Source organism: Sphingomonas sp. SP3 (genome assembly GCF_058514305.1).
Genome location: NZ_JBZSOE010000001.1, coordinates 1445569 through 1469240 on the forward strand (window position 1 = coordinate 1445569; position 23672 = coordinate 1469240).

Annotated in this window: 28 protein-coding genes and 1 tRNA gene; 10 read left to right on the plus strand and 19 right to left on the minus strand. The window is 64.8% G+C overall.

Going from position 1 to position 23672, the window contains the following annotated elements; all coding sequences use genetic code 11:
• Positions 1–28 precede the first annotated feature (28 nt).
• Both AC4K8G_RS07515 and AC4K8G_RS07520 read right to left on the minus strand, forming a co-directional pair.
• Positions 29–595 carry a hypothetical protein gene (locus AC4K8G_RS07515; RefSeq protein WP_491733538.1) on the minus strand — a complete coding sequence of 189 codons (567 nt, stop codon included), beginning with the start codon at positions 593–595 and terminating at the stop codon, positions 29–31.
• A gap of 179 nt (positions 596–774) precedes the next feature.
• Positions 775–1557 carry a cupin-like domain-containing protein gene (locus AC4K8G_RS07520; protein ID WP_491733539.1) on the minus strand — a complete coding sequence of 261 codons (783 nt, stop codon included), beginning with the start codon at positions 1555–1557 and terminating at the stop codon, positions 775–777.
• A 97-nt stretch (positions 1558–1654) separates the two neighbouring features.
• On the opposite strand from AC4K8G_RS07520, the gene AC4K8G_RS07525 reads away from it, so the two are divergent.
• A complete protein-coding gene (locus tag AC4K8G_RS07525) occupies positions 1655–2155 on the plus strand; it encodes a DUF3833 family protein (RefSeq protein WP_491733540.1) in 501 nt (166 codons plus the stop codon).
• A gap of 8 nt (positions 2156–2163) precedes the next feature.
• A complete protein-coding gene (locus AC4K8G_RS07530) occupies positions 2164–2496 on the plus strand; it encodes a gamma-glutamylcyclotransferase family protein (RefSeq protein WP_491733541.1) in 333 nt (110 codons plus the stop codon).
• Here AC4K8G_RS07530 and AC4K8G_RS07535 read toward each other — a convergent pair whose 3' ends face one another.
• From AC4K8G_RS07535 to AC4K8G_RS07560, 6 genes are all read right to left on the minus strand, one after another.
• Entirely contained in the window at positions 2497–2919 is a 423-nt protein-coding gene (locus AC4K8G_RS07535; RefSeq protein WP_491733542.1) for a hypothetical protein, read from the minus strand.
• A 5-nt stretch (positions 2920–2924) separates the two neighbouring features.
• The gene (locus AC4K8G_RS07540; RefSeq protein ID WP_491734435.1) at positions 2925–3413 is read right to left on the minus strand and encodes a peroxiredoxin; all 489 of its coding nucleotides are present in this window, start codon (positions 3411–3413) and stop codon (positions 2925–2927) included.
• Positions 3414–3517: 104 nt separating this feature from the next.
• On the minus strand, positions 3518–3703 hold the full coding sequence (locus AC4K8G_RS07545; protein WP_491733543.1) for a PspC domain-containing protein: 186 nt from the start codon (positions 3701–3703) through the stop codon (positions 3518–3520).
• 303 nt (positions 3704–4006) lie between these two features.
• A complete protein-coding gene (locus AC4K8G_RS07550) occupies positions 4007–4861 on the minus strand; it encodes an SDR family oxidoreductase (RefSeq protein ID WP_491733544.1) in 855 nt (284 codons plus the stop codon).
• 10 nt (positions 4862–4871) lie between these two features.
• Entirely contained in the window at positions 4872–5003 is a 132-nt protein-coding gene (locus tag AC4K8G_RS07555; protein ID WP_491733545.1) for a hypothetical protein, read from the minus strand.
• A 41-nt stretch (positions 5004–5044) separates the two neighbouring features.
• On the minus strand, positions 5045–5296 hold the full coding sequence (locus tag AC4K8G_RS07560) for a hypothetical protein (protein WP_491733546.1): 252 nt from the start codon (positions 5294–5296) through the stop codon (positions 5045–5047).
• 111 nt (positions 5297–5407) lie between these two features.
• Between AC4K8G_RS07560 and AC4K8G_RS07565 the strand changes: the two genes are divergently transcribed.
• From AC4K8G_RS07565 to AC4K8G_RS07575, 3 genes are all read left to right on the plus strand, one after another.
• Positions 5408–7225: an ABCB family ABC transporter ATP-binding protein/permease gene (locus AC4K8G_RS07565; RefSeq protein ID WP_491733547.1), complete on the plus strand. Its 1818-nt coding sequence runs from the start codon at positions 5408–5410 to the stop codon at positions 7223–7225.
• 73 nt (positions 7226–7298) lie between these two features.
• Positions 7299–9524 carry a M3 family metallopeptidase gene (locus AC4K8G_RS07570; RefSeq protein ID WP_491733548.1) on the plus strand — a complete coding sequence of 742 codons (2226 nt, stop codon included), beginning with the start codon at positions 7299–7301 and terminating at the stop codon, positions 9522–9524.
• Complete coding sequence (locus tag AC4K8G_RS07575) at positions 9524–9931, plus strand: protein tyrosine phosphatase family protein (RefSeq protein ID WP_491733549.1); 408 nt, start codon at positions 9524–9526, stop codon at positions 9929–9931. The genes AC4K8G_RS07570 and AC4K8G_RS07575 overlap by 1 nt, the downstream gene beginning before the upstream one ends.
• Here the strand turns inward: AC4K8G_RS07575 and AC4K8G_RS07580 are convergent.
• From AC4K8G_RS07580 to AC4K8G_RS07605, 6 genes are all read right to left on the minus strand, one after another.
• Positions 9928–10137: a putative signal transducing protein gene (locus tag AC4K8G_RS07580; protein ID WP_491733550.1), complete on the minus strand. Its 210-nt coding sequence runs from the start codon at positions 10135–10137 to the stop codon at positions 9928–9930. The genes AC4K8G_RS07575 and AC4K8G_RS07580 overlap by 4 nt on opposite strands.
• A complete protein-coding gene (locus AC4K8G_RS07585) occupies positions 10134–10676 on the minus strand; it encodes a DUF924 family protein (protein ID WP_491733551.1) in 543 nt (180 codons plus the stop codon). The genes AC4K8G_RS07580 and AC4K8G_RS07585 overlap by 4 nt, the downstream gene beginning before the upstream one ends.
• Positions 10673–12094 (minus strand): metalloprotease TldD, encoded by a 1422-nt coding sequence (tldD, locus tag AC4K8G_RS07590; RefSeq protein WP_491733552.1) that lies wholly within the window; start codon positions 12092–12094, stop codon positions 10673–10675. The genes AC4K8G_RS07585 and tldD overlap by 4 nt, the downstream gene beginning before the upstream one ends.
• Positions 12091–12291 (minus strand): zinc-finger domain-containing protein, encoded by a 201-nt coding sequence (locus AC4K8G_RS07595; protein ID WP_491733553.1) that lies wholly within the window; start codon positions 12289–12291, stop codon positions 12091–12093. The genes tldD and AC4K8G_RS07595 overlap by 4 nt, the downstream gene beginning before the upstream one ends.
• Positions 12292–12336: 45 nt before the next feature.
• Positions 12337–12843: a DUF4402 domain-containing protein gene (locus tag AC4K8G_RS07600; protein ID WP_491733554.1), complete on the minus strand. Its 507-nt coding sequence runs from the start codon at positions 12841–12843 to the stop codon at positions 12337–12339.
• A gap of 119 nt (positions 12844–12962) precedes the next feature.
• Complete coding sequence (locus AC4K8G_RS07605; RefSeq protein ID WP_491733555.1) at positions 12963–13481, minus strand: DUF4402 domain-containing protein; 519 nt, start codon at positions 13479–13481, stop codon at positions 12963–12965.
• Between the two features lie 114 nt (positions 13482–13595).
• On the opposite strand from AC4K8G_RS07605, the gene AC4K8G_RS07610 reads away from it, so the two are divergent.
• Genes AC4K8G_RS07610 through AC4K8G_RS07620 form a run of 3 tightly spaced genes read left to right on the plus strand, consistent with a single transcriptional unit; the run spans position 13596 to position 16528 of the window.
• Positions 13596–14525 carry an ABC transporter ATP-binding protein gene (locus tag AC4K8G_RS07610; RefSeq protein ID WP_491734436.1) on the plus strand — a complete coding sequence of 310 codons (930 nt, stop codon included), beginning with the start codon at positions 13596–13598 and terminating at the stop codon, positions 14523–14525.
• Positions 14522–16114, plus strand: a complete 1593-nt coding sequence (nadB, locus tag AC4K8G_RS07615; protein ID WP_491733556.1) for an L-aspartate oxidase — start codon at positions 14522–14524, stop codon at positions 16112–16114. Before AC4K8G_RS07610 ends, nadB begins: the two co-directional genes overlap by 4 nt.
• An 18-nt stretch (positions 16115–16132) precedes the next feature.
• Positions 16133–16528, plus strand: coding sequence for an MAPEG family protein (locus AC4K8G_RS07620; protein ID WP_491733557.1), 396 nt, complete (start codon positions 16133–16135; stop codon positions 16526–16528).
• Between the two features lie 3 nt (positions 16529–16531).
• Here AC4K8G_RS07620 and AC4K8G_RS07625 read toward each other — a convergent pair whose 3' ends face one another.
• Positions 16532–17167, minus strand: a complete 636-nt coding sequence (locus AC4K8G_RS07625) for an LON peptidase substrate-binding domain-containing protein (RefSeq protein ID WP_491733558.1) — start codon at positions 17165–17167, stop codon at positions 16532–16534.
• A complete protein-coding gene (locus AC4K8G_RS07630; protein WP_491733559.1) occupies positions 17164–18069 on the minus strand; it encodes a tetratricopeptide repeat protein in 906 nt (301 codons plus the stop codon). The genes AC4K8G_RS07625 and AC4K8G_RS07630 overlap by 4 nt, the downstream gene beginning before the upstream one ends.
• Positions 18070–18168: 99 nt before the next feature.
• On the opposite strand from AC4K8G_RS07630, the gene AC4K8G_RS07635 reads away from it, so the two are divergent.
• Positions 18169–19668 (plus strand): glycosyltransferase family 39 protein, encoded by a 1500-nt coding sequence (locus AC4K8G_RS07635; RefSeq protein ID WP_491733560.1) that lies wholly within the window; start codon positions 18169–18171, stop codon positions 19666–19668.
• Positions 19648–19722, plus strand: a tRNA-Gly gene (locus AC4K8G_RS07640). The genes AC4K8G_RS07635 and AC4K8G_RS07640 overlap by 21 nt, the downstream gene beginning before the upstream one ends.
• Before the next feature lie 9 nt (positions 19723–19731).
• Here the strand turns inward: AC4K8G_RS07640 and purH are convergent.
• The 3 genes from purH to rpe are packed head-to-tail and all read right to left on the minus strand — an operon-like array spanning position 19732 to position 23657.
• Positions 19732–21324: a bifunctional phosphoribosylaminoimidazolecarboxamide formyltransferase/IMP cyclohydrolase gene (gene purH / locus AC4K8G_RS07645; RefSeq protein WP_491733561.1), complete on the minus strand. Its 1593-nt coding sequence runs from the start codon at positions 21322–21324 to the stop codon at positions 19732–19734.
• A 15-nt stretch (positions 21325–21339) separates the two neighbouring features.
• A complete protein-coding gene (locus AC4K8G_RS07650; protein WP_491733562.1) occupies positions 21340–22989 on the minus strand; it encodes a heparinase II/III family protein in 1650 nt (549 codons plus the stop codon).
• Positions 22986–23657 carry a ribulose-phosphate 3-epimerase gene (gene rpe / locus AC4K8G_RS07655; protein ID WP_491733563.1) on the minus strand — a complete coding sequence of 224 codons (672 nt, stop codon included), beginning with the start codon at positions 23655–23657 and terminating at the stop codon, positions 22986–22988. The genes AC4K8G_RS07650 and rpe overlap by 4 nt, the downstream gene beginning before the upstream one ends.
• Positions 23658–23672: the final 15 nt, after the last annotated feature.

Here is a 23672-nt window from a genome sequence, read left to right on the forward strand (position 1 = left end):
GCGGCTCTCCTTTCCTTGAGAGTAGGGACTAAGCAGTTTCCTCGAGGCTTTCCGGAAGGCCTGCATCCGGGTCGATCGGTGCAGCTTCACCTGCCGCGACCTCGCGGTCCCGCTTCTCGAAGAAGGCCGCCCGCTTCAGCCGCTTCTTTAGCGACTGCGACGGATTGTCCGGCGTTGGTCCGCATTTGGCGCGGTCGACCCAGCTTTCGAGCTGCTCGCAATCGCTGCTATCGGCCGTCTCGCGACGCGGCCCATTGCCCAAGTCGAAGGCCGACATCAGCGGCGGGACCATGGCTGGCTGTCCCTCGGCGATGTTCATCGGAGGCGCCGGCTCGGGCCGCATCGCAGCTTCCGATTGTTCGTCGAATTGCCACGATTCCTGCTCGCGGCGACGTCGCCGGCTGCTGATGGCAACCGCTGCGCCGCCGGCGACCAGCAACGCCAGCGCGCCGGCGCCGAGTTCAATCGTCGTCCGATCGGGCTGGGCGTCCTTCTTCGACGCCGGGGCCGCGTTATCCTGACCGTTCAGCGCGGGGCTTTGCGACAGGTCAACGATCGGCTTGGGCGGGGCCGCATAGGTTGGGGAAAGCGCCATGACCGCGGCAATCGCGGCGACGCTGGCTCGTGCATACTGCATTCTGGACGTAGTCATCATGCCGGATTCAACGGCGGACAACGCCTTACGGTGGCGAGATTATCGCCGAGTTGCGGCCTTCGAGTGACGAGCGGCGGAAGCGGAAAAGTTCCCTGAATTACCGAGATTTCATAAGACGCTCACGCCAGGGCAGGCGAGCCCTTGGGCCACCAATAATTTACCAGCAGGTTGAAACGCTCAAGCGCCTCGACATGGTGAAACCAGTCGGCGGGAATGAAGATCGCGTCGCCCGGTTCGAGCACTGCCTCCAGCGCCTTGTCGAGCGCCGCCTGATAACCGGGGTAGGTGCCGAAATCGGGGGCGGTTACGTGAACCATGCTGACCGGCGTCCCTGCCGGGCTGGGGCTGGCGGGGCCCATGTAGAGATCGTCCTCGGCCTCGGGCGGAAACAGCGTAAAGCGCCTTCGCCCTGCAGCGACGACGGCGATGTTGTCGGTGGGGTCATTGTGGGTAGCGACCTTTGCCGCATTCCCGATCCATAGGCGAGGCTCGGCACTTGGCGGCACGAGCGGCATCGGATGGGAAGCTCGAAAGCCGGGCAGGTAACGCTCGGCAATCGCCCCTTGGGCAGCCATCGCATATGGATGCGCCTGCTGTTCCTGCTCTCGAAGCACGGTGAGAAATACCGGCAACGGCGCGAATCCCCGTTCGAAGTTCAGTCCCTCGTCATTGCCGTAATGGAAGCGTCCATGCTGAGCCGGATCGGCGCGGATTACGTCGATCAGCTCCCGGCTCGCCTGACGGGACATCAGCGCCATACAATCGTGCGGATCGTCCAGCGCAGTCCTGACCAGCGGCCACGAGGCCGCGGTCCCCCGCAGAACTGCCGGCGCTCGCCGGGCCGCGATATGCTCGCGGAACTCCTCCGGGGTGGGAGCATTCCATTCTGGGATCTGCTGCATCGCCCTCAGACAGCCACCGAGCGGTGATGAAGACAAGCCCGAATTCAGACGAAACCGCCCTTCCTGCTCTCGTTTAAATGTGGTTCAACCCGCCTCGATGACCAATTTCCGTGCACGTTGCCTGTTCATTGCCCCGTTGGTTTGCCTCGCGTCCCCCGCGGCGCCCAAGGAAGTCGCCGATCCTCTCCGATTCTTCAGCGGCAGGACGGAGACGCAGGGGCTTGTGAAAGTGCTTTTCAAGAAGCCGTATAAGTCGCGAAGCCTGGGCCTCGGGCGGATCGAGGCTGACGGCAGCCTGACGTTGATCCAGCATGTGCAGGATGACGGGAAGCAGACCCATGAGCGTCGCTGGCGGGTTCGTCGAGTCGGACCTGGACATTACACCGGCACCATGTCGGAGGCGTCCGGCCCGGTCGACATTCAGCAGGTCGGGGACCGGTACGTCTTCCGGTTCAAGATGAAGGGCAACCTCAATGCCGAGCAATGGTTGAGCCCGACCCCCGACGCGTCGGTAGCCCGTACCTCGACCAAGGTGCGCAAATTCGGGGTTGTCGTCGCGACGACCGAAGGAACGGTGCGGAAGCTGGACGACAGCTGAGCCTTTTGATGCCCGCCCTCTTTTCCTATGGCACGTTGCAACAGCGGGAAGTTCAGCTCGCGAATTACGGACGGGAGCTCGATGGTCACTCAGACACGCTCGCCGGCTATCGGCTCGAGCAGATCTCGATCGACGATCCACAGGTAGTCAGGCTGAGCGGGAAGTCGATCCACGTGATCGCTCGGCAAACGGGCAACGCGGATGACCAGGTGGCGGGGACCTTGTTTGACCTGACCGACGCCGAGCTCAGAGCGACGGACGATTACGAAGTCGCGGCCTACTCGCGGATCGAGGTGAGGCTGGAATCTGGCCGGTTGGCCTGGGTCTACGTCGCCGTCTGATCAGCAGCCAAACGAGATTGACATGCTATCGCGTTTGACGATGCGAACCGCATCCTTGGGCGTACCGGGTGCAAGCTCGGCGTGGATGTCGTCGAGGTCAGGTTGGCCTTCCTTGGTGAATACGGTCAGGAAATGACGATGGTCGAGCACCTCATGCTCGTCGAGCGGCTTGCACCCGGTCGACTTCACCGTCCGCAGTCCAACCAGCATGCCGTCGGCATCGTACAGCGCGTCGTAGACCCAGTCGGCTTCGATCCCCCCCTCCTTGAGAACGCCCTGGCATTCGGCGCGAACCGCCTCGCACACCACTTCGGGATCGGGGTCCTCGGCCCAGCGGGGCTTCGGGTCGTAGAGAAAAGCAGTAGGCTCGGCGGTCGCGGCACCCGCAAGCGCGATCAGGCCGGCGATGATGACCCCCCGCACGGACGCTACTTCAGCGATTTTACCGCGGCCAAGGTCCGCGCGACGTGCTGGCTGAAATCGAGGTCATCATGGACCATCACGACCTTGCCGCGGCGATCGATCACGTAGGAGGTGCGGGTGGTGATTCCGGGGTGTGCCGCCCAGGCGACATCATAGGCTTTCTGCGTCGCGGGCGTCGCCGTCGCGACGGGAAAGGCGTTGCGGCATTCCTTGACCGAGAAGTCCTTGAGCACCGGCAGCGGGTCGGCCGACATGCCGATCACCTGCGCGCCGGCTTTCTTGAAGTCGGCGATCGATTCGCTGAAGGCGTGCGCCTCGGCAGTGCAGCCGGAGGTGAAGGCTTTGGGAAAGAAGTAAAGGACGACCGGGCCCTTCTTCAGCTGCTGGGCAAGATGCAGCTTGAACGCCTTTCCGGCAACGGCCCCGGTAGTGGTGAAATCAGGCGCCTTGGCGCCGACTTGAAGCGCCGCCGTGGCGGGCGCTGCAGCGAACATGATGGCGGTAGCGAACAGAAGCTTGCGCACGTCGGTCTCCCAGAAGTCCTGATCGCTTCGTGGGCTGCTTAGCGCGCATCGTTCAAATGTGCGAGGGCGAGTGCTTACTGATGCGGCGCGAGCAGCCCGGCCAGCACGTAAAACAGGACCATCAGCGGTCCGGTGATCAGGGTCGCGGCGACGAAGCCGAGGCGGATGATCAGCGGGTCGATGCCGGTGTAGTCGGCAAGCCCGGCGGCGACGCCCATGACCTTGGCGTCGCGCCGGTTGACGAGGAAGCGTCCGTTCATACTGTTCTTCCCTATATCCGGGGGGTTCAGGCGATCGGCAGCGAGGTCGCGGCCGAGACGAGCAGAAGCGCGGAAATGAAAGCGCCGGCGAAGAGCGTGGCGGTCTCACGGGCGGTCGAGAGAGAAGCAAACATCGAAAACCCCTTTTCAATTCGGCGGGCCCGACTGCCGGGTCCGTGCCATTATCATTGCAATGGCCGTGCCAAATTGAAAAAGTCTTGTGTTTTCAATGATCGCAAGTATCGAGCGGCAGATTTTGCTGGGCAATTCCGCCGTCTGTTGGGAAATTTCGCCAGCCGCTGATCAGCTTGACGTTGTGTTTCCGCCATCCGGGTGGAGCACCTGCCCCGTCATGTAGCTCGAGTCTTCGCAGGCAAGGAACAGGAAGCAGGGCGCGACCTCGTTCGGCTGGCCCGGCCGCTTCATCGGGGTCGATTTTCCGAACTCGGGGATCTTTTCGGGAGGCTGGCCGCCCGAGGGGTTGAGCGGAGTCCAGATCGGGCCCGGCGCGACACCGTTCACACGAATGCCCTTCTCGACGAGATTCTTGGCGAGGCTGCGGGTGAAGCCGAGGATCGCCCCCTTCGTCGAGCTGTAGTCGAGCAGCCCGGGCGATCCCTTATAGGTCGTCTCCGAGGTGCAGTTGACGATCGCCGAACCTTTGGTGAGATGCGGGAGCGCCGCCTGGGTCAGGTAGAACATGCTGAAGATGTTCGTCTGGAAGGTGCGTTTGAGCTGATCTTCGCTGATATTGGCGAGATCTTCGTCATAATGTTGCTCGCCCGCATTGTTGACGAGGATGTCGAGCTGGCCCAGCTCCTCGACCGTCTTCCTGACCGCGTCCAAGCAGAATTTCTTATCGCCAAGGTCGCCGGCAATCAGGATCGCTTTGCGCCCCTCGCCCTCGACGATCTCCTTGGTCTTCTTCGCGTCGTCATGCTCGCACAGGTAGGAAATGGCGATGTCGGCGCCCTCGCGGGCGAACAAGGCGGCGACCGCGCGGCCGATCCCGCTGTCGGCGCCGGTGATCAGCGCAACCTTGCCCTTGAGCCGGTCCGATCCTTCGTACCGAGGCTGCCAATCTGGCTTGGGCTCGAGCTGGCTCTCATGTCCCGGAAGCTGATCCTCATGGACCATCGGCTCCATCACGTCGGACATGATCAAACTCCTACTCCTTGGGCGCGACGCCCATGCCCTCGCGCTCGAATTCCTTCGCGGTCGCTTGATTGGCCTTGCTCGATGCAGGCCTCACGCCGCGCTTGCCGCGCGGAATTTTTGGCTTGGTGGCGTTCGCTTTCATGCCGCTTCAAACCCGCGGCGCTTGAGCACGGTTCCTTGCGCCTAGCCGCGCCGCGCGCTTGCGGGGATGACGGGGGCGGGGCGCGCGTCGGCGCTTGTCCGGGCCGAGCCGGAGCGGCAGCGGGCGACGAGGGTCGGAAAGTCGAACTGGGTATTGGCTTCGAGCGCGGCTGGTGTCGCGGCGGCGCACTGCTCCGCATTCTGATAGCGGGTCTGGAGCGTCGCCACCGGCGTGCACGCGCTGCCCCCGTCGGCGCAGCCCAAGATAGCGATTACGAAATAACCCGGTCCCATGTTCGTCCCCGTTTGTCAGCGGGATCAGAACCGACAATTTAATCAGTGGTTCCAGTCATTTCGCAGGGCTTCAATTGCTCAGCGCGGCCTGCCTTCCTACGTAGGGTCGCGATGGCATCCAGCGACAATCCGAAGACAGGACCGCAGAGCGGGTTCGGCCCGCTGTGGCGGTTCCTCCCGCTGCTGTGGCCGAAGGGCGAAGCCGAACTGAAGCTGCGCGTGATTGCAGCGGTGGTGCTCGTGCTGGCCGGTAAGGCAGCGGTGCTGCTGATGCCGTTTGCATACAAAGCGGTGATCGACGGCATGTCGGCGAAGACGGTCGCGTTCGGCGTGATCGCAGGCCTCGTCGCGGGCTATGCCACGGCGCGCTTCGCCGGCGTCCTGTCTGACAATCTGCGCAACGCCTTGTTCGAAAAGGTCGGCCAGACTGCCGCCAGGCGCTTGGCTGGACAGGTGTTCCGGCACATCCACGACCTGTCGCTGCGCTTCCACCTCGAACGGCGCACGGGATCGCTGAGCAAGGTCGTCGAACGCGGGACGAAGAGCATCGACATGATGCTCTATTTCCTGCTGTTCAACATCGGCCCGACCCTGATCGAGCTGACCGCGGCGTGCGTCATCTTCTTCATAAAATTTGGCGCCGGCCTCGTCGCCGCGACCTTGGCGATGATGGCGATCTACATCGTCTTTACGCGCCAGGTCACCGAATGGCGCGCCAAGCTCCAGCGCGAAATGAACGACGTCGACAACAAGGCGATCGGGCGCGCGGTCGACAGCCTACTCAATTACGAGACGGTCAAATATTTCGGCGCCGAGGAGCGCGAAGCGCGCCGCTACGACGAAGCGATCGGCGCCTTTGCGCGAGCGACCGTGCGCAACGAAGTCAGCCTCGCGTGGCTCAATATCGGGCAGGCATTCATCACCAACCTGATGATGGCCGGCGCCATGATCTACACCGTCTGGGGCTGGAGCAAGGGGCGGTTCACGCCCGGCGATGTCGTGTTCATCAACACGATGCTTCTGCAGCTCTTCCGGCCGCTCGACCTGTTGGGTTGGGTGTATCGATCGATCCGCCAGGGCCTGATCGACATGGAGGCGATGTGGAACCTGCTCGATACGCCGGCAGAAGTGGTGGACGCCCCCGGTGCGCCACCCCTCAAGGTCGGCCGCGGCCACGTCCGCTTCGAGAAGCTGCGGTTCGGCTACGAGCCCGGCCGCGACATTTTGAAGGGCCTCGACCTCGATATCCCGGCGGGCACCAGCTGCGCGATCGTCGGCCCATCGGGCGCCGGCAAGTCGACCATCGGCCGCCTGCTTTATCGCTTCTACGATCCGTCGGCCGGGCGCATCACGATCGACGGCCAGGACATCGCGAAAGTCACCCAGTCGAGCCTTCGCGGCGCGATCGGCATCGTCCCCCAGGACACCGTGCTGTTCAACGACACGATCGGATACAACATCGGCTATGGGCGGGATGGCGCCGGGCAGCCCCAGATCGAAGCTGCCGCACAGGGCGCCGCGATCGATCAGTTCATTCACAGCCTGCCCGAAGGCTATGAAGCCATGGTCGGGGAACGCGGACTGAAGCTATCCGGCGGCGAGAAGCAGCGCGTGGCGATCGCCCGCACCCTGCTCAAGAACCCGCCGATCCTGGTGCTGGACGAGGCTACCAGCGCGCTCGACAGCCGGACCGAGCAGGCGATCCAGGAAACGCTCGACCGGGTCGCCGAAAGCCGAACCACGATCATGATCGCGCACCGCCTGTCCACGGTCGTGAACGCCGAGCAGATAGTGGTGCTCGACGGCGGCAAGGTGGTCGAGCGCGGGACGCACGAGGAGCTGCTCGACCTGGACGGGCTCTACGCTGATTTGTGGACCCGCCAGGCGGCCGAGCAACTGCTTGAAGAGACTGCGGAAGCCGCCGAATAACATTCATGCTTGCGCAAGCGGCCAAGTTGTTAAAGAGCGGCGATCCTTCCCGAAAGATAAGCCGAGGAACCCCATGATCCGTCATCTCCTGCTTGCGTCCGCCGCGATTACGCTGGCCGCGGGCCCGGCCCTTGCCGCCGCCAAAAAGCCAGCGGCCGCCGCTGCCGCGACGCTCGCCGCGACCAATCCGTTCGCCAAGCCGAGCACGCTGCCGTTCCAGGCGCCCGATTTCGCCCACATCAAGGACAGCGATTATTTGCCGGCTTTGCTCGCCGGCATGGCCGAGCAGAAGCGGGAAGTCAGCGCGATCGCCAACAATCCCGACGCGCCGACCTTCGACAACACAGTCGTGGCGATGGAGCGTTCCGGGCTGCTGCTCGAGCGCACGAACCTCGCCTTCTCGGCGGTCAACGGCGCCAACACTAACGACACGTTGCAGGCGACGGACACCAAGACCGCGCCGCTGTTCGCCGCGCATAACGACTTCATCTACCTGAACCAGAAGCTCTACCAGCGCTTCAAGACGCTGCACGACAACCAGGCGAGCCTGAACCTCAACCCCGAGCAGGCCAAGCTTCTCGATGTTTATTACAAGCAGTTCGTCCATTCGGGCGCCGAGCTCAGCCCGGCGAAGCAAGCGCAACTGAAGACCCTCAACGGGCGCCTGAGCACACTTCAGACCCAGTTCGGGCAAAAGCTGCTTGCAGCCGCCAAGGCCGGCGCGCTTCACGTGGCCGACGCCTCGGCGCTGGCCGGCGTCTCGCCGGAGCAGCTGGCCGCCGCCCAGGAAACGGCGAAGGAGCGCAAGGTCGCGGGCTATGTACTGCCGTTGCAAAACACGACGCAGCAGCCGTCGATCGATTCGCTGACCAGCCACGACACGCGCCAGAAGCTGCTCGACGCCAGCCTCAACCGCGCCGAACATGGCGATGCCAATGACACGCGGGCCGTGATCCGAGAGATCGCGCAGCTTCGCGCCAAGAAGGCTGCGCTGTTCGGCAAGTCCAACTGGGCTGACTACACGCTCTACGATCAGATGGCGCAGAACCGCGACACGGCCGTCGCTTTCCTCGACCGCCTCGCGCCGGGGACGGCCGCCAAGGAGCGCCAGGAATGGTCCGACATCGTCGCCCTTGCCAAGTCACAGGGTGCGACTTTCGAGCCGACGGCAGCGGACTGGAATTACTATGCGGAGCAGATTCGCAAGAGCCGCTACGACCTAAACCAGGACGAGCTGAAGCCGTACTTCGAGTTCAACAAGGTGCTGAACGACGGCGTCTTCTACGCCGCGAACCAGCTCTACGGCCTGACCTTCACCAAGCGTACGGACATCCCGACGTGGAACCCCGACATGCAGGTGTTCGACGTCCATGACTCGGACGGCAAGCAACTGGCCCTGTTCTACATCGACCCGTGGAAGCGCGACAACAAAGCCGGCGGCGCGTGGATGTCGAACCTCGTCAATCAGTCCTATCTGCGCGGCACGATCCCGGTCGTGTTCAACGTCGAGAACTTCACCAAGCCCGCGCCCGGCCAGCCGGCGCTGATCAGCTTCGATGACGTGACGACGATGTTCCACGAATTCGGCCACGCACTTCACGGCATGTTCGCGGCGCAGACCTACCCGACCTTGTCAGGCACCAACGTCGCGCGCGACTTCGTCGAGTTCCCCTCGCAGTTCAACGAGAATTGGGCGCTCGATCCGAAGATCCTGCCCCACTACGCAGTCCATTATCAGACTGGGCAGGCGCTGCCGCAGCCGCTGGTCGACAAGATCAAGGCCGCGCGCACCTTCAACCAGGGCTATGAGAATGGCGAGGTGCTCGAGGCTGCGCGTCTAGACCTCGACTGGCACTCGCTGCCGGCGACCGCGCCGCTGCAGGATGTCGACAAGTTCGAAGCGCAGGCGCTCGCAGCCAGCGGCTTTGCGACCGACATCGTGCCGCCGCGCTACCGCTCCAACTACTTCCTGCACATCTGGAGCAACGGCTATTCGGCGGGCTACTACGCTTATCCGTGGACCCGCATGCTGGGCCAGGATGCGTTCGCGACCTTCGAGGCCAATGGCGGCCTGACCCGCGCCAACGGGCAGCGCTTCCGCGACCTGGTCCTGTCGCGCGGCAACACGCTCGATTATGCCGAGATGTACCGTGCCTGGGCCGGCCACGATCCGAAGATCGAACCGTACCTCGAATATTATGGGCTCCCGACCAACGCGACGGCAGCGCCGGCCGCCCCGGCACCCGCCCCTACGCCGGCGCCCGCTCCGGCGCCGACCAAGGGCGAACGCGGACGCTGATGATCCGGGAGCTCGGCAACCGGACTTTGGTGAGCGGCCAGATCGCTCCGGAGGAGGTTGCCGGGCTCGCCGGCATGGGCGTGACCGTACTGGTCAACAACCGGCCCGACGGCGAAGAGCCCGGCCAGCCGATGGCCGCGGATATCGAGGCCGCGGCCGAGCAGGCGGGGATCGCCTATCGCTTCGTGCCGATCATTCGCGGCATCGGCCCCGCCGACGTCGAGGCGATGCAGGACGCGATGCAGGCGGCGGGCGATGGCAAGGTGCTGGCGTTCTGCCGGTCGGGCTCGCGCTCGGCCTTCGCCTGCGCGCTGGCCCATCGGGAAGAGGGCGCTTCATCGGAAGAGATTAGCGCGAACCTAGTCCAGGCCGGGTTCGACCCCGGCCCGATCGCGCACCTGCTTTAAGCGTCGTAGGCCCCGAACAGGCGCTCGGCCTCGGGCAGGTCTTCGTCGAGCACCATGACCCGAACACCGGTGATGGCGCCGTCGGCATAGAATGAGGCCTGCGTGTCGAACACGACGGCTCCGACACCATGCTGTTCGAGAAAGATCCGGAACAGCTCGGCTTGATAGGCCCAGTTGAACCGCGCGGCCTCCACAAGCTCCGTCACCAGGGCGTGACCTTGCCCGCCGCCAGCTCCGCCGGGCGGGGCGCTCGCCCGAGCATGGCGTTGCGATGCGGGAAGCGGCCGAATTTCGCGATTATGTCGCGATGAAGCTTGGCATATTTAAGCTGCCGCTCGTCGCCGAGCTCGGTGAACAGCAAGAGCGAGCGGTTCTGGTCGCCCAAGTCCTCGCTGTGCTGGAACGGCATGTACAGGAACCCGCGCTCCTGCGGTTCAAGCTGCTCATCCAGCCCTCTGTCGACAGTGCCCCTGGCGATCGCGAGCGCGAGATGATCGGTCGCGAACTGATCGGCGTGGCCGCGAAACATGTTGCGTGGAAACTGGTCGAACAGGATCACGGCCGCCAGCGCGGTGAGCCCGTCGCTCAGGAACGCATCCGCGGGGAGTTCGCGCTTCTCCGCCCACAATTTGAGGAAGACCTGCTTGATGCGGTGGTCGAGCGCGGCGTCGCCGTTCCACCATTGGTCGTAAGTGAGCGAGAACCAGAACTTGAGGACTTGGCCGCGCCAGTCCTCCCCGCTCACGCGGCCGTGCCCCCGACCGTGAGGCCGTCGATCAGCAAGGTTGGCTGGCCGACGCCAGCGGGCACGCTCTGGCCGCCCTTGCCGCAAATGCCGATGCCCTCGTCCAATGCGAGGTCGTTGCCGATGCCCTTCACGCGGGTCAGCACGGTCGGGCCGTCGCCGATCAGGGTCGCGCCCTTGACCGGCTCGGCGATCTTGCCGCCGCGAATGCGATAGGCCTCGGTTACCGAGAACACGAACTTGCCGCTGGTGATGTCGACCTGCCCGCCGCCAAAACTCTTGGCGTAAATGCCGTCCGTGACACGCTCGACCAGCTCGGCCGGGTCATCCTTGCCGCCGAGCATGAAGGTGTTGGTCATGCGCGGCATTGGCGCATGGGCGAAGCTTTCGCGTCGCCCGTTGCCGGTTGGCGCCATGCCCATCAGCCGGGCGTTGAGCCGGTCCTGCAAATAGCCCTTGAGGATGCCGTCCTCGATCAGGGTCGTGCGGCCGGTCGGCGTGCCCTCGTCGTCGATGGTCAGGGAACCGCGGCGGCGATCCATCGCGCCATCGTCGACCACGGTGACTCCGGGCGCAGCGACCCACTCGCCGATCCGCCCCGAAAAGGCCGAGGTGCCCTTGCGGTTGAAGTCGCCCTCAAGGCCGTGCCCCACGGCTTCGTGGAGCAGGACGCCCGGCCAGCCCGGCCCGAGCACCACGGGCATTTCACCCGCCGGCGCGGCGACGGAATCGAGGTTGACCAGCGCCTGGCGAAGCGCTTCGTCGATCGCGCGATTCCACTCGGCATCTTCGAACAGCCGGCCGTAGAGATAACGTCCGCCAAGACCGTGATAGCCGGTCTCGCGACGGCCATTCTGCTCGGCCACGATCTGAACGCCGAGCCGGACGAGGGGGCGAACGTCGCTGGCGACGAAGCCGTCGCCGCGAACGATATCGATGACGTTCCAACTGGCGGCGAGGCTGACGCTGACCTGCGCGACGCGGGGGTCGCGCGCGCGGGCCGCAGCATCGATCTTCTGGCACAGCGCGACCTTCTCCGCGAACGGCACGAGCACCAGCGGATCTTCCGGGCCGTACATGGCCTGGTTGGTGCGCTGCGGCGGGGGTGCTGGTGCGCCCTTCGCCGGATCGAGCAACTGCAAGGTCGCCGCCGCGCGCTCGATCGCCGCCTCGCTGATTTCATTGGCGTGAGCAAAGGCCGTCATCTCCCCCGTCACGCCACGCAATCCGAAGCCCGAATCGCTGTGATAGTCGGCGGTCTTCAGCCGGCCGTCGTCAAAGCCGAACGCCTCGCTCGCGCTATATTGAAGATAAAGCTCGCCATCATCATGGCTCGACAGGTGCTTCGCCGCGAGCCGCCGCGCCGCATCTGGATCGAGGCTGCGATAAAGAAAGTGACGTGGGTCTTGCGCAATCATGCGCCAGAGTCCGCAGGTCCCCCCTCAAGGACAAAGCGCCGGTCGCAATAGCCGCACTCGACGAAGCCGGTGTCTTCCTCGATGCGCAGGTACACTCGGGGGTGCCCAAGCTCGGGCGTGACTTCGCCCGATCCGTCGCAAGCGACGCTGAGTGACGAGACGCGAATAACTTCGGGCGGCGGAATCTGGGATGCCATTCCCCCGAAGTAGCAACCGCCCCGCCGCCGTTCAACGGCGCGGGGTCAATTGTATTGCGCGAGCACCGTGAACGTACCGCTGTAGAGGCCGTCCGCCTGGTTGGCCCCCACGTTCACTGTGCCGCCGACGCCGACCAGGAATGCACGGGTCGAATCGATGATCACGCTGGTCGATTCGAGGTTCAGCGAGATCGGCATGCTGTGGCCATTCCCATCCGTAATTGTCGCGGGAGGCGCAAGGAACAGGTTGACCTGCTGATTGGGCGTTCCCGCACCACCGAACTGCGCGCGCAACCCGGACGTGCTCGCCAGCGCCGTCACGCCGCCCGTAACGCTTTGACCGCTTCCGTCGGCGGCGATGCTAACGGTCCCGGGCGAGCTCGAGGTTATCACGGTGCCAAAATCGAGATCGTCGATCTTGGTGAGCGTGAGCGGGACAAGCAGGATGGCTTTTCCTCCCGCGTCCGTTGTCGCCGGAACCGGCGCTGCTTCCGCGGGCGCCGCAAGCGTCGCCGCTGCGGCAGCCGCGATGATGAAATAACGATGGTCCACGCGATACACTCCCCGAGCATTCAAAATGTTCGGGCAGTTTGCCGATGCGGTCTCACCACGCATTGAACGGGCGAGGTTCCACGTAAATTAACCGTCCGCTGAAACCATGGCGGCGAAACTCAGGGGTATTGGACAGTCACGTCGAACGTGCCGACATAGGTCCCGTCAGCCTGGGCTGCGCCAACCGTCAACGTGGCGCCGACCGCAAAGTTGAACGCGCTCGTGAGCGGGATCTTGCGGTTGGAATTTCCGTCGAGCGTCCAGGTCGAAACCGTCATTGTCTGGGTCCCGCCGACGCGGGTCAGCGTGATCGGAGCCGTCGGAATACGGATATGCACGTTCGACGTTCGCGAGCCTGTGGCGGTAAAGACCGCGGCCTGCGCTGGAGGGCCTACCGGCGTGATTAGCCCGGTGGTAGTCAATGCACCGCTGACGGGATCAATGATCGCCGTGCCCGCGCCCCTAACGACGAGCTCGCCAAAGTCCAGATCGGACTGCTTGAGAATCGTCAGCGGCCTCAGCAGGCTTGCGTTACCAGAGGCGTTGCGCGCGGCCGGCACCGGCGCGCCAACCGCTGCCGCAGAAAGCAGCAACGGCAGCGCAGCGGCAATTCCGCGAACGAGAAACAGGCCGGTCATGACGAGGCTGGAGATATTGGGTTAACCTGAAAATCACTCTGACGGTTAGGGTAAACAGGCGATTCACCTTGAATGCTTGTCGCTTCTGACCGCCGCTCCTATGCCCGCGGCACCATGGATGAGCCCGCAATCCGCATCGAATCGCTGTCCAAAACCTATGCTGGCGGCAAGCGTGCGCTGAACGAAGTCAGCTTCGACGTGCCTCGCGGACAGATCTTCGGGCTGCTCGGGCCAAACGGCGCGGGCAAGTCGACCCTGATCAACATTCTCGCGGGACTGGTCGTGAAGACCGGCGGATCGGTGAACATCTGGGGCTTCGACATCGACGAGCATCCGCGTAACGCCAAGCGGTCGATCGGGGTCGTGCCGCAAGAGATCATTTTCGACCCCTTCTTCACGCCGCGCGAGACACTGGAGATCCAGGCCGGGCTTTACGGGATCGCGAAGAGCGGCCGGAAGAGTGACGAGTTGCTCGCGGCGATGCACCTCACCGACAAGGCCAACGCTTATTCGCGTACGCTTTCGGGAGGCATGAAACGGCGCCTGCTCGTCGCCAAGGCGATGGTTCATTCGCCGCCGATCCTGGTCCTTGACGAGCCGACGGCCGGCGTGGACGTCGAGCTTCGCCGCCAATTGTGGGACTATGTCCGCCGGCTCAACGCCCAGGGCGTCACCATCGTCCTCACTACCCATTATCTCGAAGAGGCCGAGGAGCTGTGCGATCGCATCGCGATCATCCATCACGGCCGCGTGATCGCGAACGAGCCGACCCGCGAGCTGGTGTCCAAGGCGCAGGAGAAAGCCGTCGTCGTCACCTTCGACAAGGATATTACCCAAGTCCCCACGCACGACCGCTTCCAGGACATCGCCCTGGTCGATGAGCGGACGCTGGAAATCACCTACCGCAAGGACCAGGCGAACGCCGGCGACGTATTGAGCGCGCTTACCGCCGCCGGCCTGTCGATCGTAGACGTTTCGACCCGCGACCCCGACTTGGAGGACGTGTTCCTGAGCCTCGTCGCGGCGGACCAGGAGGCGGCGTGAAGCCGACTGCCGACGTCCTCATCGTCGGCTCCGGGGCGGCGGGCCTAACCGCTGCGCTCAACCTCGCCGAAACGCACAAGGTCGCGGTAATCGCCAAGGGCGCGCTGGGCGACAGCGCCTCCGCCCGGGCGCAGGGCGGCATCGCCGCAGTACTCGAGGAGGGCGACAGCTTCGAAGCGCACGTCAACGACACGATGATCGCCGGTGCGGGCCTTAACGACCGCAAGGTCGTCGAGCATGTGGTCGAAGCGGCGCCGCGCGCGATCCAGCATTTGATCGAACTCGGCGTGCCGTTCGCGTCGGAAAATGGCGCGCTTCACCTGACCCGCGAGGGCGGGCACAGCCACCGTCGCATCGTCCACGTCGCCGACGCGACCGGGTGGGCAATCAGCCAGGCGCTCGAATCCGCGGCGGCCAAGCATCCAAACATCACCCTGGTGCCCGACATGGTTGCGGTGGACCTGGTGACCGGCCGCAACGCGACGCATTTTTCGACCAGCGGCGCGATCCACGGCCTCTATGCCTACAACCGCAAGAAGAAGCGGGTCGAAACACTGACTGGACGCGCGACGATCCTGGCGACGGGCGGCGCCGGGCGCGCCTACCTCTATTCGACCGCGCCACGCGGCGCGACCGGCGACGGCATTGCGATGGCGTGGCGGGCGGGCTGCCGAATCTCCAACATGGAGTTCATGCAGTTCCACCCGACCTGTCTGTACAATCTGGAAGTCAAGAATTTCCTGATCACCGAAGCGGTGCGCGGCGAAGGTGGCCAATTGAAGCTCCCCCCTGGAGTCAAAGGCGGCGGGCAAAGGTTCATGGACCGGTTCGACAAGCGCGGCGAGCTTGCCCCGCGCGACATCGTCGCCCGCGCCATCGATCATGAAATCAAGCGGCTCGGCCTCGATTACGTCCATCTCGACATTTCGCAGCGCGACCCCGACTTCGTACGCGGGCACTTCCCTAACATTTACGAGAAGCTGCTGGGGCTCGGGATCGACATCACCAAGGAGCCGATCCCGGTTGTTCCGGCTCAGCATTACACCTGCGGCGGGGTCGTGGTGGACTTGCACGGATGCACCGACGCGGCAGGACTTTATGCGGCGGGCGAGGTGACGCAATCAGGCCTTCACGGCGCGAACCGCCTGGCGTCCAACAGCCTGCTGGAGTGCCTAGTGTTCGGCGAAGCGGCGGCGAACCACATCCGCGACAATTGGGCGAGCCTTCCGGACGTGCCAGCCATCCGGGCATGGGACGAAAGCCGCGTTACCGACAGCGACGAGGAAGTGGTCATCGCCCAGACCTGGGGCGAAATTCGCCGCTTCATGTGGAATTATGTCGGGATCGTCCGCACGACCAAACGGCTGGAGAGGGCCAAGCACCGGATCGACATGCTGCGCCAGGAAGTCCGCGATTATTACGCGCATTTCCGCGTGACGCCCGACCTCATCGAGCTTCGTAACCTGGTCGAGGTGGCCGACCTCATCATCCGCTCGGCGCTGTCGCGCCACGAAAGCCGCGGGCTTCATTATACACTCGACTATCCGGAAACCTTGGCCCAAGCGAACGACACCATTCTGGTTCCGTAATAAGTTGATGGGGGGACAATGCCGGTTGAACTGAAGATCCTCGCGCTTGGCGCGGTGCTGCTGTTTATCCACATTTTCGCGGCAACACGGTTCAAGACCGCGCAATATGGCCGCGACTGGAACGTGGGCGCGCGTGACGAAGACCTGCCGCCGCCCAATGCGATGACCGGGCGGTTGATGCGCGCCCAGGCCAATTTCCAGGAGACGCTGCCAATCGCGATCATCGCGCTCCTCGGCGTGGTCGTGGCGGGAAAGACCGACTCTTCGACCGCCCTGGGCGGGGGGATCTGGCTTGGGGCGCGCGTGCTCTACTTGCCGATTTACGCGGCGGGAATCCGGTTCGTCCGGACCCTGGTCTATGCCGTATCGATCTTCGGCCTGGTGATGGTGATCAAGCCGCTGCTGTTCGGCTGACGCTTACTGGAGGGTCGGTTCGATCTCGACGCCGCCGGTCACCGCCGCGCGGTGAAATTGCATGAGCTGGACAAGGAGGTCGGCGCGGCCGTGAAGGGTCGCCTGCTCGAGCAGGGCCTGCTTGGCGCCGACGTCGAACGGGGCGACCTGCGCGATTGCGTTGACCAGCATTTCATCGTCGAGCTGCGCAACCGCCGCCCAATCGACTGCCAAGCCCAGTGCATCGCCCAGACGGCGCGCCTCGCGCTCGACCTCGGCGCGCTGAATCAACGCGAGCGGATCAGGCTCGCTGTCATCGAATTGCGCGACATCGACTTCAGCGCAGCGATACGGCGCTTCCACATCGGATTCCTTGACCAGCCGGAAGCGCTCGGAGCCAAGCAGCACGATATTGTATCGGCCGTCGTCTAGCTCCTCGACCCCGACGATCTCCCCGACGCAGCCCACACCGTAGAGCGGGGCCAGATTGTCGTCGTCGAGCCGTAGCGGCTGGATCATGGCGATCCGGCCGGCGCCGTCGATCACGTCCTTCACCATCTCCCGGTAGCGGGGCTCAAAAATATGAAGGGGAAGCTGCGAGCGGGGAAACAGGATCGCGCCCGGGAGCGGAAACAAGGGGACCCGGAGGATCCGGCTCATGTGAAGAGCAAGGCCGAGAGGCGGCGGCGCTGTGCACTCGACCAGGGGTCTTCGAGTCCCTGCGCTTCAAGCAGCTGGAGGAAGCGAGCGCGGGCCGCGCCCTCGTTCCACTCCCGGTCGCGGCTCACGATCTCGAGTAGCGCATCGGCCGCGCCGTCGCGATCGCCGGCCGCCATCTTGGCCGCGGCAAGCTCGAACCGCGCCTCATGATCGTCGGGATTGGAGGCAAGACGTGCATCCAGCGGACCAGTGTCGGCCACGGGGGCCGAGGCGACCTCGAGCGCGGCCTTGGCGCGCGCGATCTCGGGCTTTTTCCACAACTCTTCGGGCAGCTCTTCGAGCAGTTTTCGGGCTTCGTCCTTCTGGCCTGCGGCGACTAGCGCACGGGCAAGACCGCCAAGGACATCGGGTCGATCGGGCGTCATATCGCGGACCTGCTGGAAGATTGAGACCGCGCGCTCGGCCTCACCGTCGGCCAGGACCGCCTCGCCCATAGCGACGAGCGGCTCGATCTCAGCCTGCGGGACCGCGCCTTCCGGCTCGATCTTGAGCTGCGCAAGCAGCTGGTCGAGCACCTTCTTGAGCTGTCCCTCGCTGCGATAGTTGGTGAGATCGGCAACCGGTTGGCCGCGGTAGATGGCGTAGACGGTGGGGATCGACTGGATCCGGAATTGCGACGCGAGGAGCTTGTCCTTGTCGACGTCGACCTTGACCAGCTTCACGCCCTTGTCGGCATAATCCTCGGCGAGCTTCTCGAGCACGGGCGACAGCTGCTTGCACGGGCCGCACCATTCCGCCCAGAAATCGAGGATGATGAGCGCGGTCATCGAAGGGTTGATGACCTCGGCTTCGAAGCGCTCGATCGATTCGCGCTCGGCTTCGGTAAGGCCCAAAGTCGCCACTATGTTCGATGCTCCTGCTGACGCGCTGCCCATATGGCGCGGCGGGCGCGGCCTCACAAGATAAGAGGCGCTTAACCATAAGCTGTTAGCGCAACCGCCATGGACGTGGGGGAACGCCAGTCCCGGCTTTGGTGGGCGGCGGTCGGCGCAGCGACGCTGGCCGGCCTTGCGCTGCGCATTGCCATGGCCCGGGGCGCGCTCTGGACCGACGAAGCCTGGTCGGTGATCTATGCAGCGCGCGCCGTCGACCCCGCCGGCGTGTTCCTCCGCATCAACCACGACAACAATCATCACCTCTACTCGCTGTGGCTGCAGGCGGTGGGCGCGGATGCCTCGCCGTTCCTCATGCGGCTACCGGCGATCGTCGCGGGGACGTTAAGCGTGCCCCTCGCCGCATCGGCAGTGGCGAGGCGATCCGGATGGGCCGGCGTGATTGCCGCGATCTTGTTCGCCGTGTCACCGACGATGGTGAATTTCGGGTCGGAAGCGCGCGGCTATGCGCTGATGATCCTCGCCGCGCTCGGGTTCCTGTGGCTTTCGGCGGAGGCGGTCGAAGGTCGCGAAAGGCAGGGGACGCCATGGTGGTTGGCGCTTGTAGCCGCGCTCGGCATGCTGTCGCATATGACGATGGCGGCGCCGGTCGGCCTCGTCGCGCTGTGGGCTTATCTGGAGAAACGCGCGGCGCTCGGTCCGGCAAAAGCGATGAGAGACGCCGGAAGGTTGATGGGGCCGGCGCTGGCAGCGACGGCGGCCGTCGTGCTGTTCGTTTTCGCAGCGGCGGCGGCAAGCCCGACCGGCATGCAACTCGGCGGATACCTGCCGTTCGCCTGGCATGAGTTTTTCGCAGGCCTCAACGATATGACCGGCTGGACCGCAGGCCTCGACTGGTTGCGCGATTGGGTCGCGCCGCTTGCGCTGGGCTGCGTGGCTGTGTGGATCGGCCTGAGGCCGCCCAAATGGCTCGGAGCGCGGGCGCGGCTTTATGCGCTGCTGATCCTCGGCGTGCCGGTGGGCGCGGCCCTTCTCCAGTCCGGCAACAGCGGGTTCGGGCGCTATTATCTCTCGGGCGCGATCGGTCTCCTCCTGCTCGGTTCGGAATGGATTGGGCGCGGACTGAGCAAGAAAGCACCGGTTCGCGCTGCCGCTGCGGTCCTGCTCGCGGTGCTGGTGGGGACGAGCCTATGGCGCGATTCGGAGCTGATCGATCTCCAGCGCGGACGACCGGACCAAGCCGTCGCCTTGATGGCTCAAGAAGCGCCTAGTGGCGCGCGCGTCGCGCTCGAGCCCAAAAGGCTCGAGGGCGCGCTGACCGTCGCCGCAGACAAGGCACGCTACCCGGTCACCATCGCAAAGGGGTGCGCATATGCCGACTTCGTCTTCGCGGCGCAGCGCCGGTGGGAAATCACTCCGGCGACGATCGACCATTGCGGAATAAAGATGCGCGCGCTTGGATCTTCGGTGACGACGTCGCTGACCGGCGAAGCCTGGGTGCTCTACGCTCCGGAGCGCTTGCAAACGGCAGAAGCGCCTGTTAGCGGGCGCCCTCCAACGGCGAGCGATCGCCGTATTTCCGGCCGAGCGGGCGTAGCTCAGGGGTAGAGCACAACCTTGCCAAGGTTGGGGTCGAGGGTTCGAATCCCTTCGCCCGCTCCAGCCGTGAAACTAGTGCCTGAAGTGGCGCATTCCCGTGAACACCATCGCCAGCCCCGCCTCATCGGCGGCGGCGATGACTTCATCATCGCGGATCGATCCACCCGGCTGGATAACCGCTGTCGCACCGGCTTCGGCCGCAGCGAGCAGCCCATCGGCGAACGGGAAAAAGGCGTCGGACGCGACCGCCGACCCGACCGTGCGCGGCTCCGGCCAGCCGTTGGCGTCGGCGGCCTCCTTTGCGCGGATGGCAGCGATTCGCGCGCTGTCGCGGCGGTTCATCTGCCCCGCGCCCACCCCGGCGGTGACGCCATCCTTGGCGTAAACGATCGCATTGGACTTCACATGCTTGGCGACTGTCCAGGCGAACAGGCAGTCCTTCAGCTCCTGCTCGGTCGGCTGGCGCTTGGTCACGACCTTGAGTTCGTCCTCGCTGACCATGCCATTGTCGCGGTCCTGGATCAGGATCCCGCCGGCAATGACGGCGATGGTCTGGCCGGTACGCGCCGGATCGGGCAGCTCGCCGGTCAGCAGCAGGCGCAAATTCTTCTTCTTGGCGAAGATTGCCTTGGCAGCGTCATCGGCGCCGGGCGCGACGACGACCTCGGTGAAAATCTCGGTGATCGCCTCGGCTGTCTCGGCGTCCAGCACCCGGTTGCTGGCAACGATGCCGCCAAACGCGGAGACGCTGTCGCAAGCGAGCGCTTCCTTCCAAGCGTCAATCAGCGTGTCGCGGGTGGCGACACCGCACGGATTGGCATGCTTGACGATGACGATGGTGGGCGGGCCATCGCGGAACTCGGCGACCAGTTCCAGCGCGGCATTGGCGTCGTTGAGGTTGTTGTAGCTGAGCTCCTTGCCCTGGACCTGCTCGGCCTGCGCGACGCCGCGCGCTGCGGGCCCGACCGGCAAATAAAGCGCAGCCTCCTGATGCGGATTCTCGCCGTAGCGAAGCGGCATCTTCAGGGTCGAGGCACGGGTCCAGGTCTGCGGCCAGCGCTCGCCCTGGTCGGCAAAGGCGAACCATTGCGAAATGGTCGAATCATAGGCGGCGGTGAGGGCATAGGCCTTCGCAGCAAGGCGTCTGCGAAGCTCAAGCGAGGTCGCGCCGCCGTTCGTGTCAAGTTCACTTAACAGGGCCTCGTAATCTACCGGGTCGGTGAGACAAGCGACATGCGCGTGGTTCTTCGCGGCCGACCGGACCATCGACGGCCCGCCGATGTCGATATTTTCGATGATCGTATCGCGGTCCGCGCCACTCATCACCGTGTTGAGGAATGGATAAAGGTTCACGACGACGAGATCGATCGGTGCGATCTCGTGCTCGTCCATCGCCGCGGCATGTTCGGGATTGTCGCGCACACCAAGGAGGCCGCCGTGGACCTTCGGGTGAAGCGTCTTGACCCGGCCGTCCATCATTTCGGGAAAGCCGGTGAGGTCGGAGATGTCGCACACCTCGGCGCCGCTTTCGCGCAGCTTTGCCGCGGTGCCGCCGGTCGACACGATCTCGACGCCATGCCGCGCGAGGCCTTGCGCCAGAGCGTCGAGCCCGGACTTGTCGGAAAGCGAAATCAACGCCCGGCGAACCGGAACCAGGTCAGTCATCAAATATCCCTCGATTTAGCTGGTGCGGCGCAGCTGCCAGCCGATTTCGCCGCCCAATGCCGAAACTTCACCACTAACGACAAGCTGCGTCGTGCGCTGCGGGATTCCGCGCCCATCGACCCACAGGCTTTCCTCAAGGCCCAGATTGCCGCCACGGCAGCGAAAATTCCATGGCGGTGCGCCCTTCGAGCGAAGAATCGCGCCCATGCCGTCGGCCGTCACCGTTGCCTCGACGCCGGGCGCGAGATGGAACCGCGCCGCATAAGCGACCGAATCGCGGATCTTCTTGCGGCCCTTGGCGATAAGCTGATCGGCACCGCGCAATTCCTTGCCGTCATTGCCGAGCATCAGGCTGCGTTTATGGGTCAGGCCGAAGCCGCGGACATAACCGTCGTGGCTGGCTTCGAGGCGGCTCGCGTCATTGTCCTCCGTCCGGTCGATGGTCACGTCCTCGACGCCTTTGCCAAGCGATCCGTCGGGAAGGATGCTGGTCGAATTCGTGTCAGCAAGGATGAGCGTGCTGTGCGCCGCGGTACTGCGCAACGCGTCGACAAGTTCCGGCGGCAGACCGGACGGAAGAGGCCCCGGGCCGCCACAATTGACGATCAGGCGCTGGCCACCGTCCGACATTTCGAACGCAAGGGTGGAAGCCGAGCCCTGCGCCGCGATCTTCTGTGAAGGGGGCGGCGCGGCATCGAGCACCGCGATCGTGCCCAGCGCCGACATGCGCTGATAGCCCCAACCGCGGGCCTGGCGGAGCGGGCGCGCGCGCATGCCGCACCCTTCGATCAAGGCGGTCAGTCGCGAGGCACGGCCGGGGCCGCAGCCCTGCCAGCTGGACAAGGAACCATCGCCCAAAGTGACGCCGTGGAGCGCGGCTAATGACGCCGCCGTCGCTGCTTCGATCCCTTCAGGGATTTCCTGCTTGGCGGCTTGATAGCAGGCGCGCAGCAGGCCGAAGCGGTCAACCAGCAGGATTTGTTCGAACGGCGAGCGGCTGACGAGGCCGCCATCGTCGAATTGCGCCGTCGTGAGCGCCCGGGCGAGGCCGGCCTCCCCACGCGCGACACGGGGCACGCCGCCCTGGACGAGGAGTCCCGCAGCAACGACGCCGCACCACGCGGTGACGCGCTTAAGGCCGACCGGTGCCTTATCCGCGGTCGAATCGAGATGCCGCGCACCGCGCGCGAGCGTGTTGAGAAGCGCCGACCGATAGCCGCCATCGGCACTCGACAGGATGTAGGGCGCGTAAGCGGTCCAGAAGAGGACCCGCTCGCCCCACAGATGCGGTGCCCAGGCCTCGTCGACCTTGGCGCCGTGCGCGATCAGCCAGCGGCCGACGACCGCCTCGGCAAGCCGCGCGCCATTCTCTCGCGAGGCGGCCGCAGCGAGATCGCGCAGCCAGGAAAAGCCCTCGACCCGCTCCGCAATGGGGCCGGTCGCGCCAAGCGCGGCGAAGTCGAGGTCGGCCAGGTTGATCGATTCGCTGCCAACGGGGAGCCGGCCGGCAAGGATTGAATCTCCCCGTTGCCGGTCGCCCTGCACATGGTCGCGGGGGACAGCGGCAAGCTTCAGAGGCTGGCGGGAGCTCCTCAGGCGGGACAGGAACGAGCCGCGCGCCAGCTTCGAAACGAGAGCGCGTTCGGCCGACGGGTCTTGGCTCATCCCCCGCGTAGCGCCTGGATGTTTGAAGCATAGTTCGGCGGCCCCCCGCGGAATGCCGCCGTACCGGCCACGAGCACATTCGCTCCAGCGTCGATCGCCTGGGGCGCGGTCTCAGGATCAATCCCACCGTCCACCTCGATCTGCGCCGAAAGGCCTTCCTTGGCGATGCGGTTCGCGATCGCCTCAATCTTGCGAAGCTGGCTCGATATGAATTTCTGCCCGCCGAAGCCCGGATTGACGCTCATCACCAGGACGAGGTCGATTTCCTCGAGCACATAATCGAGCGCCTTGGCCGGGGTCGCGGGATTGAGCGACACGCCGGCTTTCTTGCCCAGTCCTTTCACCCGCTGGACGGTCCGATGCAGGTGCGGTCCTGCCTCGGGATGGACCGTCATGATATCGGCCCCCGCTTCCGCGAACGCGTCGAGGAAGTTGTCGACCGGGGAGATCATCAGATGGACGTCGAACGGCTTCTTGCTGTGCGGGCGAAGCGCCTTCACCACGCCTGGGCCGATCGTCAGGTTGGGAACGAAATGCCCGTCCATCACGTCGATATGGATCCAGTCGGCGCCGGCTTCATCGATCGCGCGCACTTCCTCGCCGAGCTTCGCGAAGTCGGCGGAGAGGATCGACGGGGCGATAAGGGTTGTGTTGGTCCCGTGGGCCATGGAGCCGATTAGACG